The organism is Limnospira fusiformis SAG 85.79 (assembly GCF_012516315.1).
In the GTDB taxonomy this organism is placed as follows: domain Bacteria; phylum Cyanobacteriota; class Cyanobacteriia; order Cyanobacteriales; family Microcoleaceae; genus Limnospira; species Limnospira fusiformis.
Map to the genome: position 1 here is coordinate 1,779,800 of NZ_CP051185.1, position 11,808 is coordinate 1,791,607.

Consider the following 11,808-nt stretch of genomic DNA (forward strand, 5'->3'; position numbering starts at 1 on the left):
CCGAAATGCGTAAAATAAAAAACAATCTAAAAATTGTAGTTGCCGATACATAAACCCCTGGTGATTTTTCTTAGATTGTGGACACAACATCAAACCGACCCTATGTTATCTCTAAGCACTCATCCCCTGTGATTAGAACCTAAAAACTCACTGTTGATTCTTAACTAAACAATGCCCCGATTTAACCGTCGCCAATTCCTGATTACAGCTGGTGCAGCAACGGCTGGCAGCTTATTACTCCATAGCTGCGGACCGATTAATGACCAAACCCAATTTGAGGTAGAAATTGACCCAGAAAATGCCCCGGAAACTCCAACAGCACGACTCGGCTTTATTGCCTTAACCGACGCGGCTCCCCTAATTATTGGACGGGAAAAAGGCTTTTTTGCTAAGTATGGCATGACGGATGTCTCCGTTGAAAAACAAGCATCCTGGGGAACCACCCGTGACAATTTAGTTCTGGGTTCTCGGGGCGGTGGTATTGATGGGGCACATATTCTCACACCAATGCCTTATCTGATTTCAGAGGGGATTGTCACCGATGGTCGGCGAGTCCCGATGTACATTTTGGCGCGTCTGAATTTGAATGGTCAGGGGATTTGCCTCTCCAATGACTATCGCGATTTAGAAATTGGAGTCGATAGTACCCCCCTCAAGGAACGGTTCGCTGAACGACGGGCTGCGGGTGAAGACTTACGGGCCGCCATGACCTTTCCCGGAGGAACCCATGACTGCTGGATTCGCTACTGGCTGGCGGCGGGAGGGATTGACCCAGACCAGGAGATTTCGACGATTGTCGTCCCCCCACCCCAGATGGTGGCTAATATGCGGGTTGGCAATATGGATACCTTCTGTGTTGGGGAACCCTGGCCCCTGCAATTGGTGAACCAAGATATTGGCTATAACGCCTTAACCACTGGGGAACTCTGGCAAGACCATCCTGAGAAAGCCCTAGGAATGCGGGCAGATTGGGTTGACGAACATCCCAAAGCCGCCCGGGCGTTGTTGATGGGAACCCTAGAAGCCCAAATCTGGTGTAGTGAACCGGAGAATGTGGAGGAGATGTGTCAGATTCTCTCCCGCCGGGCTTGGTTCAATGTGCCGTTTGATGACATTATCGACCGGTCTCGGGGTATTTATGATTTCGGCATCGGTGAGGTGAGGGAAATGCCAGATTTGATGCAGAAATACTGGCGGGATAATGCGTCCTATCCCTTCAAAAGTCATGAGCTCTGGTTCCTCACTGAAAATATCCGTTGGGGGTATCTGCCCCCGGATGCGGATATTAAAGGCATGGTGGACCGAGTAAATCGGGAAGACCTCTGGCGAGAAGCGGCTGAAGCCATCGGCCAGGGAGACATGATTCCCGAAAGCACCTCTCGAGGTCCCGAAACCTTCTTTGATGGCAAGGTCTTTGACCCAGAAGACCCCCAAGATTATCTCAAGAGTTTAGAGATTACCCGAATTTAAGACTGATGCCGAAACACATCCTACCCCTATTGCCTGTTAAGAGTTAAGAGCATGATTTAATCTCAAATTAGGTTAACATTTTAGGGCAATACGGTATAATACCAAGTATGGTGCGAGACCTTCGGGTATGAAATAGAGCTGAAATGGGCGTGGGGACTACCCGGTGAGGACTTCAACCCCTTGGTTGATTGGGTCGCATCCCTGACCATCCCATAACACAGCCTGATTTTTTGGCCTACCTTCGAGACTTCCGATATGGCCAGTCAGGTGAAGCGTCTAATCAGGTCTAAGACTGCCCGCGCCCTGCTGACATGGGCGCATTATCGATTCAAACTAACCCTGAGACATCAAGGGGAAATAACTGGAACCACAGTTGTAGATGTGACGGAAGAATACACCAGCAAAACCTGTACTCACTGTGGTCATGTGCATTCCCAGCTAGGTGGCTCAAAAGTGTTCCGATGTCCTGAGTGTGGGTTCACTCTACCCAGGGACTGGAACGGTGCTTTGGGAATCTTTCTAAAAGCTTTGCGGGATACCGCCTCTGTTACCTTAACGGGTAATAGTGCTATCGTCGCATTGTCAGGCAATAGCCGGATAAATGTCGCGTCAATGTATCAGTTCCCTGTCCCCTTCTCTCCTCATGAACCTATGACTTCTCCTACTTATCGCCGACGCCATAAATTTCAATTTTCCCCACAACGGTGGCTTAAAGCCGTTCTTAACAAGGGGAAAAAGCTGATTCCATCTGCGGTTGCTATTCTGATTTTCCTGGTTGTTTGGGAGGTGTTCACCGCTGTTTCCGATTCGACGTTGCCCGGTCCTATCCGCACAGTGTCAGAAACTTGGGAATTGATTATCGACCCGTTTTTTGACCACGGCGGCATTGATAAGGGGCTATTCTGGCAAATTTTGACGAGTTTGCAACGGGTGGCCTTGGGGTTCTCCCTCGCTGTGGTGGTGGGAGTCTCGTTAGGAGTTCTGATTGGTACGAACACTCTAATGTACCGTGCCTTAGACCCGATTTTTCAAATCTTGAGAACGATTCCCCCCTTGGCTTGGCTACCGATTTCCTTGGCAGGCTTTGAGCGAGCAAACCCTTCGGCTATTTTTGTGATTTTTATTACAGCAATTTGGCCGATTATTATCAATACAACTGAGGGAGTGCGGCAAATTCCTCAGGATTATAATAATGTGTCACGGGTGCTACGACTTGACCGCAAGACCTATTTCTTTAAAATCCTCTTCCCGGCAACGGTTCCCTATATTTTTACGGGACTCAAGATTGGGATTGGTCTGTCTTGGCTGGCAATTATCGCCGCCGAAATGTTGATTGGTGGTGTGGGTATTGGTTTCTTTATCTGGGATGCCTGGAACAGTTCTCGCATGAGTGACATTATCCTAGCGGTGATTTATGTCGGGGTCGTCGGCCTACTGCTGGATAAGTTTATTACCTTCTTGGCCAGTTTGGTGGTGTCTGAAGACTAAGCTCAATAATTAATTAGCTGTCTTCTGTTCTGATTTCGTTGTCCCCTACTCCTGCTTAAAGCCCATGTCTATTTTTGCTGAAGTTGACCATATTGAACGAGTCTTTAATCTCCCTAATGGAGGCACTTATGTTGCCTTGAGTAACATTGAACTCAAGATTCGTAAAGGTGAATTTATCTCCTTGGTGGGTCATTCGGGCTGTGGTAAATCAACCCTCTTAAACCTAATTGCCGGACTCGATAAACCTACCCGAGGGGGCATCATCCTAGAAGGTCGCCAGGTGACAGAGCCGGGACCCGATCGCATGGTGGTATTCCAAAACTATTCTCTGCTGCCCTGGCTAACGGTGCGAGAAAACATCGCCTTGGCGGTCGAATCCGTTATGGGCGATCGCCCCCGAGGAGAACAACGCGGTATCATTGAACATCACATTGACCTAGTGGGCTTACGTCATGCGGCCCATAAACGCCCCGCCCACCTCTCCGGGGGCATGAAACAGCGGGTTGCCATTGCCCGGTCGCTGGCTATCCGCCCCAAACTCCTCCTCCTGGACGAACCTTTTGGAGCCCTAGATGCCCTGACCCGAGGGGGACTGCAAGAACAACTGATGCGTATCTGCGAGGAAAGCCAAGTCACCTGTATCATGGTCACCCATGACGTGGACGAAGCCCTCCTCCTGAGCGATCGCATCGTCCTCCTCACCAACGGCCCCGCCTCATACATCGGGCAAATTCTCGATGTCCCCATCCCCAGGCCCCGCACCCATGTCTCGGTGGTCAAAGATCCCAACTACTACGGACTCCGCAACGAGATCGTCTATTTCCTCAACCAACAGCGACGGGCTAAGAAACGCCAAAGCCAACCCCAACCCATCGAAGTTCACGAAAACGGCTTAGAAAAAGTCAACCTCAACCTAGGCTTCATCCCCCTCACCGACTGCGCCCCCCTCGTGGTGGCTAAAGAACGGGGATTCTTCGCCAAACATGGCTTGACCCAAGTCACCCTCAGTCGCGAACTCAGTTGGAACGCGATCGAATCGGGCATTCGAGAGCAACGCCTCGACGCAGCCCAAATGGTTGCCGGAATGCCCCTCGGAATGACCATAGGCCGGGATAACCATACCCCCCTGCCCGTCATTACCGCCATGACCCTCTCTCGCAACGGCAACGCCATCACCTTCCATCGTCACTTCTACGAGGAAGGGGTGCGAACTCTCGCCGATCTCAAAGGCTTTATCGCCGCCCACCCCGACCGACGACTCACCCTGGGAGCCGTGCATCCCACCTCCATGCACAACCTCATCCTACGTTACTGGCTCGCCTCCGCTGACATCGACCCCGATCGCGACCTGGATATCGTCATCATTCCCCCCGCACAAATGGTCGCCAACCTCAAAGCCGGCAACATCGACGGCTACTGTGTCGGCGAACCCTGGAACTCCCGCGCCGTCCATGAAGGCATCGGTTTCGTCATGGCCACCGACCCGGAAATCTGGTCTGGCCATTGCGAAAAAGTCCTCGGAGTCCGGGAAGACTGGGCGCAAACTCACCCCAAAACCCATCTAGCCCTTATCCAAGCCCTCTTAGAAGCCTGCGACTACTGCGACGATATGCGTCATCGGGAAGAGGTTTTAGACCTCATCTGTCGTCCCGAATATGTCGGGTCCGACCCCATCTACACCCGTCCCGGCTTCATTGATGCCTACAACAAAGGCATCGGCGACCCCCAACCTATCCCCCGCTACAACCAGTTCTTCTGCGACAAAACCAACTGTCCCGATCGCACCGAAGCCCTGTGGATTCTCACCCAAATGGCCCGTTGGGGCATTACCCCCTTCCCCCGCAACTGGATTGAAGTCATTGATCGCGTCCGCCGTCTCGATATGTTCTCCCAAGCCGCCCAAGGCTTAAACATGATGGACATTGGCCGCGATCGCTATCCCATCATCCTCTTCGACGGGGCTATTTTCAACCCAGACGATCCCATCCATTACCTAGAACAACTACAAATCAAAACCAACCTAACCATCACAGAAATCGATCTCAACCCAGCCCCCCGAGAACTATCGGCCGCCTAACCCCAAAGAACCCACCCCTAAGCCATCCCTAGAGGACAACCGATCCCCCATTCCTCTTTCACCCCTGCTACCTACTGTCTATTTCCTTCTTACCCAATGCAAACTGTAACCAACTCCACCTCCCACACCTACACCACCAATGACTCTTATCTGGTCATTGATGGCCTTAGCAAAACCTATGCCACCCCAGAGGGGCCCTATCGAGTTCTCGACAACATCCAACTCACCGTCCGGGAAGGAGAATTCTTATGTCTGATTGGGCACTCCGGCTGTGGTAAATCGACCCTCCTGGATATGGTTTCCGGCTTCCGTCAACCCAGCGAAGGAGAAGTTCGCTTAGAAGGACGACGAATTAAAGAACCCGGGCCTGATCGCATGGTGGTCTTCCAAAACTATGCCCTCCTGCCCTGGCTAACCGCCTACGAGAATATCTTCCTGGCTGTCAACTCCGTCTTTCCCAAGCTCAAACAACGGGACAAAGTGGCGATCGTGCGAGAACATCTGGAACTGGTGGGCTTAACTGAGGCCGCCGACAAGAAGCCCAAAGAACTCTCCGGGGGAATGAAACAACGGGTATCCATCGCCAGAGCCTTAGCCCTTCGCCCCAAAGTTCTCATTCTCGATGAACCTTTCGGCGCTCTCGATCCCATCACCCGGGAAGAACTGCAAGAAGAACTGCTACAAATCTGGGCCGATCACAAAGTCACCGTACTCATGATTACCCATGATATCGACGAAGCCCTCTTCCTGGGCGATCGCCTGGTCATGATGACGAACGGCCCGGCCGCCCGCATTGGTGAAATCCTCGACTTACCCTTCCCTCGGCCGCGCGATCGCACCCGACTCATGGAACAGCCAGAATACTACGAGCTACGCAACGAAGCCCTAGACTTCCTCTATCGTCGTTACGCCCACGACGACACCTAAAGCCCAGAAGAATCCTTTACGCCTCTGGATGAAATGGTCACCACCCCCGTTTCTGAGGCACTTCTTGGCGGCTGGGGAATAATACGTTTGCGTCAGATTGTAACAGTTTCAGATATTCAAATCTCCCCTAACCAAGTTTCGATTCTCCCAGGTCAACGCCTAAGCGATCGCCTATATCAATCAGATTCCCTTGATTCGGCGGAAAGCCTTTTAACGGCGCTTTTAGGGGTTCTGAGGTGAGAAATCGTACTCTCCTAGGTCAACGCCGAAGCGATTCTCCTGCCCAGACGCTTCGCGATCGCTTTTGGGGTCGGTTTTGTCGGGGTGAAAATTCGCCGCCAAAGAGGATGGCACTGTGGGGGAGGAGGTGGGGCGCGTTTTAGGGTTTTGAGGTGGCGATCGCATTTCCGGCGGGGTCTTCCTCGGGACAAGTGATTTCCCAAATCAGGGGGACATTGAGTCAGAAAAATGTTAATATAAGTAAATCGGCACGACAATAAATCTGAACATAAAATCAACCACTAGCGATGAAAAAGTCCATCGAACTCAATGAAGAATTGGTGAAAGAAGCATTGCGCTTAACCAATATTCAGACAGAACAAGAATTAATTAACTTGGCTTTATCCGAGTTAGTCAAAAACCGCAAAAAACGAAATTTACTCGATTTGAGCGGACAGATTCAATTCTCAACAGATTACGACTATAAAGCCTTACGGTTAAACCGGAATGTTTTTGATTGATACATCAGTTTGGATTGCTGTTTTGCGAGACAAGACGGGTACGGTTGGTCAATCTTTATCAGAAATTATTAAGGAGCAACCCATTTTTTTGAGCCGATTTACTCAAATGGAACTGTTGCAAGGTTGCCGAGATGAACGGGAGTGGAGGTTATTAGAAACCTATCTGCAAGACCAAGACTATATCGAACCCACTCCTAATACTTGGGTGGCGGCTGCCCGAATTTATTACGATTTACAACGACAGGGATTAACGGTTAGAAGTAGTATTGATTGTTGTATTGCTCAACTGGCGATCGCACATCAGTTGATCTTAATTCATAATGACAGGGATTTTGAGACAATTGCAACGGCAACCAGCCTTAATAGTTTACGCTTTCGACCTGACAATAATTAATTATCAACTCTCCTCTAACCCTATTCTAACCTAAAAAATGCCAATCCTCAAATCTCCCCTAACCAGGTTTCGATTCTCCTAGGTCAACGCCGAAGCGATCGCCTATATCAGATTCCCTTGATTCGGCGGAAAGCCTTTTAATGGCGCTTCTAGGGGTTCGTCGGTGAGAAATCGTACTCTCCTAGGTCAACGCCGAAGCGATCACTTCTGGGGTGGGTTGATTAACGGTGACTCGGAGCGATCGCCTCAATTTGAGAACACCAAGAAAAGTCCTTGATGTTAAAAGTGTAGATTGTGGTAACATCATGGGCTAACATAATCCCAATGTGCAGTAAATCAAAAACACCTCCATTGCTTACAGGTCTTTCTGCCAATAAACCGATCCAACGTTCAAACAAATCCACCGGAGTTGAAAGTAGACAGATATGGGGCATCTGACAAATCCGGTTAATGCGGATAATTGCTTCCGTTGGCTGTAAAGGCGTGGCTAAAATAGCGGGATTAGTAATATAGGAGTAAAATTCCGCTCAAACCTGCGATGAGACACACAAAATTTCCCTTTCGGTGGGTCTAAATATTTCTCAAGCGGCTTGATGTTGAGGGGCTTTGGTATTAGCAACATAAGCGAGGATGTTCGTATCCAGATAAATTCGTTTAGCTTCCCCTGCCATAAAGCATCGTCCGATTAAAGGGCTGGAGAATTTCGCTGGCAAAAAACCAGGAATTCAAGTCTGATTCTGAGAGATTTTCTCGGGTTGATTGTTTCTGCTGTTGATTAATAGTTTTAAAAGTTTCTATCATCTTGTGAATTTGCTCGATTTGTTCTGGGGTGAGTCCGGTGATATCAAGAGTTTGAGTCATTTTTGAGTTGGGGGCTAGGGGTTGTTGACATTTTAGCTAATTTTGGCGCTAAGGGTCAAAAACCGGGTTTCTTGAATCATCAAACCTCCTCTAACCCGGTTTCAATGGCGGATATCAGATGAGGTTGATTGGGGGGAAACCCTTTTTACCGAATCACTCGAATTTCGAGGTTAAGATTTAACTGACTCCATTGGCGGTCTGCGGTAATCACGGGTTGATTGAGAACAAGACCCAGGGCTAGACAAGCGCGATCGCCTAGGGATAAGCCTAGAGGTTTAGTCATGGGTCGTAGCATACCCGCAATTTGAGCTTGCGGTTCATCAAAGGGAACAATTTTTAAGTTCAAGTCGGACAAAATTTGCAAAATCTCGGTTTCTGAGATGCCAATTTCGGCCAATTTAGCAATAACTTCCGATAAATTAATGGTGCTAATCGTTGCATTTTCAATCAAGTCTGTTATTTGTTCACTCCCGCTTTCTTGATTGAGAAATGCTAATATAGCAGAGGCATCCATGATGACATTACTCATGGATAGACTCGTGACGGCGTTCTTGAATCAGTTCCTCTGTTAGGTTGCGATTTTTCGCATATTTTTTGACTATTTTTTGAGCCTGGGTGAGGGGGCTGGTGGAGTCAGTTATTAGTGGGCGATCGCCTTGTTTCTGCTGTTGATTAATAGTTTTAAAAGTTTCTATCATCTTGTGAATTTGCTCGATTTGTTCTGGGGTGAGTCCGGTGATATCAAGAGTTTGAGTCATTTTTGAGTTGGGGGCTAGGGGTTGTTGACATTTTAGCTAATTTTGGTGCTAAGGGTCAGAAACCGGGTTTCTTGGCTGCTTAAATCTCCTCTAACCAGGTTTCGATCGCAGATATCAGATTCCGTTGATTGGGGGGAAAGCCTTTTAACGGCGCTTCTAGGGGTTCTGAGGTGAGAAATGCGATTCTCCTACGGAGACGCTTCGCGATCGCAATTACCCCCGTCAGTTTTTGGCAAAAGGCGATCGCTTCTGGCGTGGGTTTCGTCCGGGTGGAAATTCGCCGCCGAAGAGGATGGCACGGTGGGGGAGGAGGTGGGGCGCGTTTTAGGCTTTTGAGGTGGCGATCGCATTTCGGCGGGGTCTTCCTCGGGATAAGTGATTTCCCAAATCAGTTGGCGATCGGGTGAGGGCGATTTCCCCTTCGCGGGTTTGGTTAGCGAGGATGTCAGCGTTGAGGCAATACAGGGGTAGGTGTTGCAGGGATTCCCCGGTGAGCGCTTATTCGGAGAAAGAATTGAGGAGCGCGATCGGCTATAATTTATGAGGTGTAATCACACATTCAGCCTTAAAAATATGACTTCAACTCCTGAATTAATGAGCCGAATTACGCAAAATCCCGGTCAATGTGGGGGTCGTCCCTGTATTCGCGGGATGCGAATTAGAGTCACCGATATTTTAGAAATGTTAGCGGAAAATGTGAGCATTTCTGAAGTTTTAGAAGATTTTCCCGATTTAGAACTAGCAGATATTCAAGCCTGTCTGCTGTTTGCGGCAAGACGTACTGATTTTCCCAGACTCACCGCATGAAAATTTGGGTCGATGCTCAACTTCCGCCTACGTTGGCAAGTTGGCTGACAGAAACCTTTGGTTTAGAAGCGAGTGCATTGCGGGATTTAGGCTGGCGGGATGCTCAAGATATCGAGATTTTTGCAGCAGCACGGTCTGAAAATGTGGTGATTGTCACGAAAGACAGTGATTTTATTGATTTGGTCTGTCGTTTAGGATCGCCTCCTCAAATTTTATGGCTAACTTGTGGCAATGTCACGAACCGTAATTTGCGAAAATTGTTAATGGCAACTTTACCGAATGCGTTAGAGCAATTGCAGCAAGGAGAAATGATTGTGGAAATTACGAATACTCCTTAATTTCCTCTAACCAGGTTTCGATCGCAGATATCAGATTCGCTTGATTCGGCGGAAAGCCTTTTAAGGGCGCTTCTGGGTTGTCGGAGAGGATGGTAATTTTCGCTCAGATTTGAGTGCAGTGGATTTTTTCAGGTTTTAATCAGGTTTTGTTGGCCGAGTTCCAGGGAGATGCCACTAATGCGATCGTCTCCAGGGCGATAGGATAACACTTCGATGCCAATGGGTTCATTGGTATCTCCATCTTTGAAAAGGATAATATCGTTCCCCAGTTCCGTAGCAATTTGGTTAGGGCGGGGAGATTGCCAAAAAATGGTTAAGAGTTCGGTTTCGGGTTCGTAAAAGACTTTTATTTGGGCCATAATTTTGCTCCTGTTTTGATTGCATCAGTTTGGTAAGCTGTAATCAAGTAACCCTCGCCATTTAAACGCCGATGCAAGGCAACCAGCCATCTTTTTGCTTTGATGGTGCGATAAAATAGCAAGACATCAATATCGCGCTGACTTTGGTAAATGGCATCGGGTTGATTAAGGGTTTGCTGAATTTCTGTTTCATAATGGGTAATATCGGGATGTTTGATTAGCAAAGTTTGCCAGTAGCTTTCGGTGGTGCGGACGGTGAACCCTAGGGGAGTAGAAACAATAAATTTAACAATTGATTCCATGTTTTAGCTGAAGGCTAGGGTTTGATGATATTTTAGCGAATTTGAGAACTTGGGGTGAGGGTTCAGAAACCGGGTTTCTTGGTGGCTGCTTAAATCTCCCCTAACCAAGTTTCGATCGCAGATATCAGATTCCGTTGATTGGGGGGAAAGCCTTTTAACGGCGCTTCTAGGGGGTCGTCGGCGAGAAATCGTACTCTCCTACCCAGACGCTTCCGGAACGCAATTACCCCCGTCAGTTTTTGGCAAAAGGCGATCGCTTTTAGGGTGGGTTGGGTCGGGGTGGAAATTCGCCGCCAAAGAGGATGGCTCCGTGGGGGAGGAGGTGGGGCGCGTTTTAGGGTTTTGAGGTGGCGATCGCCAGTCAGGCTATACTACAATTAATCAGAGCCTAAAATGAGGAATCAAGCCAAATGACTACCCAAAAATTATTAGAAAAATGGCAGCGTTTAGACCCTGAACAACAGCAACAAGTTCTCGCTTTTATTGACTCTCTTCATCAAACGCCCCAACCGACTAAACCCAGTTCCCCGCTTGGAGCAAAGTTAAGAAAAATCCGCCAAGAAATTATAGAATCGGGCATCCCCTTGTTAACGCCAGAAGAAATAGAACAAGAAAAAGCCGAACGCCGTGGAGGCTATGTGGACTAATAATGATCCGAACTTTTGTTGATGCTGGAGTGTTAATTTATGCGGCTCGCGCTGAAAATGAAATGGCTGAACTCGCTTTACAAATCTTAGAAGATGACCAGCGAGAATTTGCTTCTAGTATTTTTTTGAAATTAGAGGTTTTGCCAAAAGCCATTTATCATCAACAAAGTAGCGAGATAAAGTTTTATGAAACTTTTTTTGATGCCGTCATTTACTGGGCAAACGATATCAACACTATCATTGAACAAGCCTATCGAGAATCTAGTCAATTTGGACTAGGGGCTATGGATGCTTTACATATTGCAGCAGCAGTCTCGGTTGGAGCAACGGAATTCATAACCAATGAAAAACCTCAAAAGTCAATTCGTCGAACTCGAAGTATTAAGGTGATTTCTATTTATCAATGATAGTGTTAATTCATCAACTTGACAACGATATCGCCAAATATTTTAATCAATAAATAGGGTTTTATCACTCATCACTTTCTGTCGTGAATTTCATCTCGGGTTGGTTTGACCCACCCTTGAACCGGAATGGGGTTTTCTGCCAGTTTATCCATTAATCTGGGTTGGGGCTTTGCTTCTGAAACCACAATCACTCTCAATCCCTTCCTTCTTGAATACTTTGTTGATATTCCGGC

Annotated in this window: 22 protein-coding genes and 1 pseudogene; 13 read left to right on the forward strand and 10 right to left on the reverse strand. The window is 48.2% G+C overall.

Annotated elements, in window-relative coordinates; all coding sequences use genetic code 11:
- The first annotated feature begins 171 nt into the window (after nucleotides 1–171).
- The 6 genes and pseudogenes from HFV01_RS08415 to HFV01_RS08435 all read left to right on the forward strand — a co-directional run bounded on the left by HFV01_RS08415 (nucleotide 172) and on the right by HFV01_RS08435 (nucleotide 6,202).
- Entirely contained in the window at nucleotides 172–1,470 is a 1,299-nt protein-coding gene (locus tag HFV01_RS08415) for a CmpA/NrtA family ABC transporter substrate-binding protein (RefSeq protein ID WP_006616041.1), read from the forward strand.
- A 216-nt stretch (nucleotides 1,471–1,686) separates the two neighbouring features.
- Nucleotides 1,687–2,079 (forward strand): annotated as a pseudogene (locus tag HFV01_RS30310) (zinc ribbon domain-containing protein); the annotation flags it as partial.
- A gap of 42 nt (nucleotides 2,080–2,121) precedes the next feature.
- Entirely contained in the window at nucleotides 2,122–2,958 is an 837-nt protein-coding gene (gene ntrB, locus HFV01_RS08420) for a nitrate ABC transporter permease (protein ID WP_035760137.1), read from the forward strand.
- 64 nt (nucleotides 2,959–3,022) lie between these two features.
- A complete protein-coding gene (locus tag HFV01_RS08425) occupies nucleotides 3,023–5,035 on the forward strand; it encodes an ABC transporter ATP-binding/substrate-binding protein (protein ID WP_006624708.1) in 2,013 nt (670 codons plus the stop codon).
- A gap of 96 nt (nucleotides 5,036–5,131) precedes the next feature.
- Nucleotides 5,132–5,962 (forward strand): nitrate ABC transporter ATP-binding protein, encoded by an 831-nt coding sequence (locus tag HFV01_RS08430; protein WP_006624709.1) that lies wholly within the window; start codon nucleotides 5,132–5,134, stop codon nucleotides 5,960–5,962.
- A 33-nt stretch (nucleotides 5,963–5,995) separates the two neighbouring features.
- Nucleotides 5,996–6,202: a hypothetical protein gene (locus HFV01_RS08435; RefSeq protein WP_006624710.1), complete on the forward strand. Its 207-nt coding sequence runs from the start codon at nucleotides 5,996–5,998 to the stop codon at nucleotides 6,200–6,202.
- Here HFV01_RS08435 and HFV01_RS08440 read toward each other — a convergent pair.
- A complete protein-coding gene (locus HFV01_RS08440) occupies nucleotides 6,185–6,367 on the reverse strand; it encodes a hypothetical protein (RefSeq protein ID WP_155839148.1) in 183 nt (60 codons plus the stop codon). The two genes, HFV01_RS08435 and HFV01_RS08440, sit on opposite strands and share 18 nt — an antisense overlap.
- Before the next feature lie 122 nt (nucleotides 6,368–6,489).
- On the opposite strand from HFV01_RS08440, the gene HFV01_RS08445 reads away from it, so the two are divergent.
- Both HFV01_RS08445 and vapC read left to right on the forward strand, forming a co-directional pair.
- Complete coding sequence (locus tag HFV01_RS08445; protein ID WP_006624713.1) at nucleotides 6,490–6,702, forward strand: type II toxin-antitoxin system VapB family antitoxin; 213 nt, start codon at nucleotides 6,490–6,492, stop codon at nucleotides 6,700–6,702.
- A complete protein-coding gene (gene vapC, locus HFV01_RS08450; protein ID WP_006624714.1) occupies nucleotides 6,689–7,096 on the forward strand; it encodes a type II toxin-antitoxin system VapC family toxin in 408 nt (135 codons plus the stop codon). The genes HFV01_RS08445 and vapC overlap by 14 nt, the downstream gene beginning before the upstream one ends.
- A gap of 221 nt (nucleotides 7,097–7,317) precedes the next feature.
- On the opposite strand, the gene HFV01_RS08455 is transcribed toward vapC, so the two are convergent.
- The 5 genes from HFV01_RS08455 to HFV01_RS32010 all read right to left on the reverse strand — a co-directional run bounded on the left by HFV01_RS08455 (nucleotide 7,318) and on the right by HFV01_RS32010 (nucleotide 8,959).
- The gene (locus HFV01_RS08455) at nucleotides 7,318–7,530 is read right to left on the reverse strand and encodes a hypothetical protein (RefSeq protein WP_006624715.1); all 213 of its coding nucleotides are present in this window, start codon (nucleotides 7,528–7,530) and stop codon (nucleotides 7,318–7,320) included.
- Nucleotides 7,531–7,750: 220 nt separating this feature from the next.
- Nucleotides 7,751–7,957 carry a hypothetical protein gene (locus HFV01_RS08460; protein ID WP_006624717.1) on the reverse strand — a complete coding sequence of 69 codons (207 nt, stop codon included), beginning with the start codon at nucleotides 7,955–7,957 and terminating at the stop codon, nucleotides 7,751–7,753.
- A gap of 145 nt (nucleotides 7,958–8,102) precedes the next feature.
- Nucleotides 8,103–8,486 carry a type II toxin-antitoxin system VapC family toxin gene (locus HFV01_RS08465; RefSeq protein WP_006624719.1) on the reverse strand — a complete coding sequence of 128 codons (384 nt, stop codon included), beginning with the start codon at nucleotides 8,484–8,486 and terminating at the stop codon, nucleotides 8,103–8,105.
- Entirely contained in the window at nucleotides 8,479–8,715 is a 237-nt protein-coding gene (locus HFV01_RS08470) for a hypothetical protein (protein WP_006624720.1), read from the reverse strand. The genes HFV01_RS08465 and HFV01_RS08470 overlap by 8 nt, the downstream gene beginning before the upstream one ends.
- A 79-nt stretch (nucleotides 8,716–8,794) precedes the next feature.
- Entirely contained in the window at nucleotides 8,795–8,959 is a 165-nt protein-coding gene (locus tag HFV01_RS32010; RefSeq protein ID WP_396442561.1) for an NACHT C-terminal alpha/beta 1 domain-containing protein, read from the reverse strand.
- On the opposite strand from HFV01_RS32010, the gene HFV01_RS08475 reads away from it, so the two are divergent.
- The 3 genes from HFV01_RS08475 to HFV01_RS08485 all read left to right on the forward strand — a co-directional run bounded on the left by HFV01_RS08475 (nucleotide 8,886) and on the right by HFV01_RS08485 (nucleotide 9,860).
- Complete coding sequence (locus HFV01_RS08475; RefSeq protein ID WP_157234382.1) at nucleotides 8,886–9,122, forward strand: hypothetical protein; 237 nt, start codon at nucleotides 8,886–8,888, stop codon at nucleotides 9,120–9,122. The genes HFV01_RS32010 and HFV01_RS08475 overlap by 74 nt on opposite strands.
- A gap of 166 nt (nucleotides 9,123–9,288) precedes the next feature.
- Nucleotides 9,289–9,522: a DUF433 domain-containing protein gene (locus HFV01_RS08480; RefSeq protein ID WP_006624722.1), complete on the forward strand. Its 234-nt coding sequence runs from the start codon at nucleotides 9,289–9,291 to the stop codon at nucleotides 9,520–9,522.
- On the forward strand, nucleotides 9,519–9,860 hold the full coding sequence (locus tag HFV01_RS08485; RefSeq protein ID WP_006624723.1) for a DUF5615 family PIN-like protein: 342 nt from the start codon (nucleotides 9,519–9,521) through the stop codon (nucleotides 9,858–9,860). Before HFV01_RS08480 ends, HFV01_RS08485 begins: the two co-directional genes overlap by 4 nt.
- On the opposite strand, the gene HFV01_RS32015 is transcribed toward HFV01_RS08485, so the two are convergent.
- The 4 genes from HFV01_RS32015 to HFV01_RS32020 form a co-directional block, all read right to left on the reverse strand.
- Nucleotides 9,844–9,957: an NACHT C-terminal alpha/beta 1 domain-containing protein gene (locus tag HFV01_RS32015; RefSeq protein WP_396442562.1), complete on the reverse strand. Its 114-nt coding sequence runs from the start codon at nucleotides 9,955–9,957 to the stop codon at nucleotides 9,844–9,846. The two genes, HFV01_RS08485 and HFV01_RS32015, sit on opposite strands and share 17 nt — an antisense overlap.
- A 31-nt stretch (nucleotides 9,958–9,988) precedes the next feature.
- Nucleotides 9,989–10,219, reverse strand: a complete 231-nt coding sequence (locus HFV01_RS08490; protein ID WP_006624724.1) for a hypothetical protein — start codon at nucleotides 10,217–10,219, stop codon at nucleotides 9,989–9,991.
- Nucleotides 10,207–10,521 carry a hypothetical protein gene (locus HFV01_RS08495; RefSeq protein ID WP_046320855.1) on the reverse strand — a complete coding sequence of 105 codons (315 nt, stop codon included), beginning with the start codon at nucleotides 10,519–10,521 and terminating at the stop codon, nucleotides 10,207–10,209. The genes HFV01_RS08490 and HFV01_RS08495 overlap by 13 nt, the downstream gene beginning before the upstream one ends.
- An 89-nt stretch (nucleotides 10,522–10,610) precedes the next feature.
- Nucleotides 10,611–10,886 (reverse strand): NACHT C-terminal alpha/beta 1 domain-containing protein, encoded by a 276-nt coding sequence (locus tag HFV01_RS32020; protein WP_431522212.1) that lies wholly within the window; start codon nucleotides 10,884–10,886, stop codon nucleotides 10,611–10,613.
- A 45-nt stretch (nucleotides 10,887–10,931) separates the two neighbouring features.
- Here HFV01_RS32020 and HFV01_RS08505 point away from each other — a divergent pair, with 45 nt between their 5' ends.
- Nucleotides 10,932–11,168, forward strand: coding sequence for a hypothetical protein (locus tag HFV01_RS08505; RefSeq protein ID WP_193521000.1), 237 nt, complete (start codon nucleotides 10,932–10,934; stop codon nucleotides 11,166–11,168).
- A gap of 2 nt (nucleotides 11,169–11,170) precedes the next feature.
- A complete protein-coding gene (locus tag HFV01_RS08510; RefSeq protein WP_193521001.1) occupies nucleotides 11,171–11,575 on the forward strand; it encodes a type II toxin-antitoxin system VapC family toxin in 405 nt (134 codons plus the stop codon).
- Nucleotides 11,576–11,808: the final 233 nt, after the last annotated feature.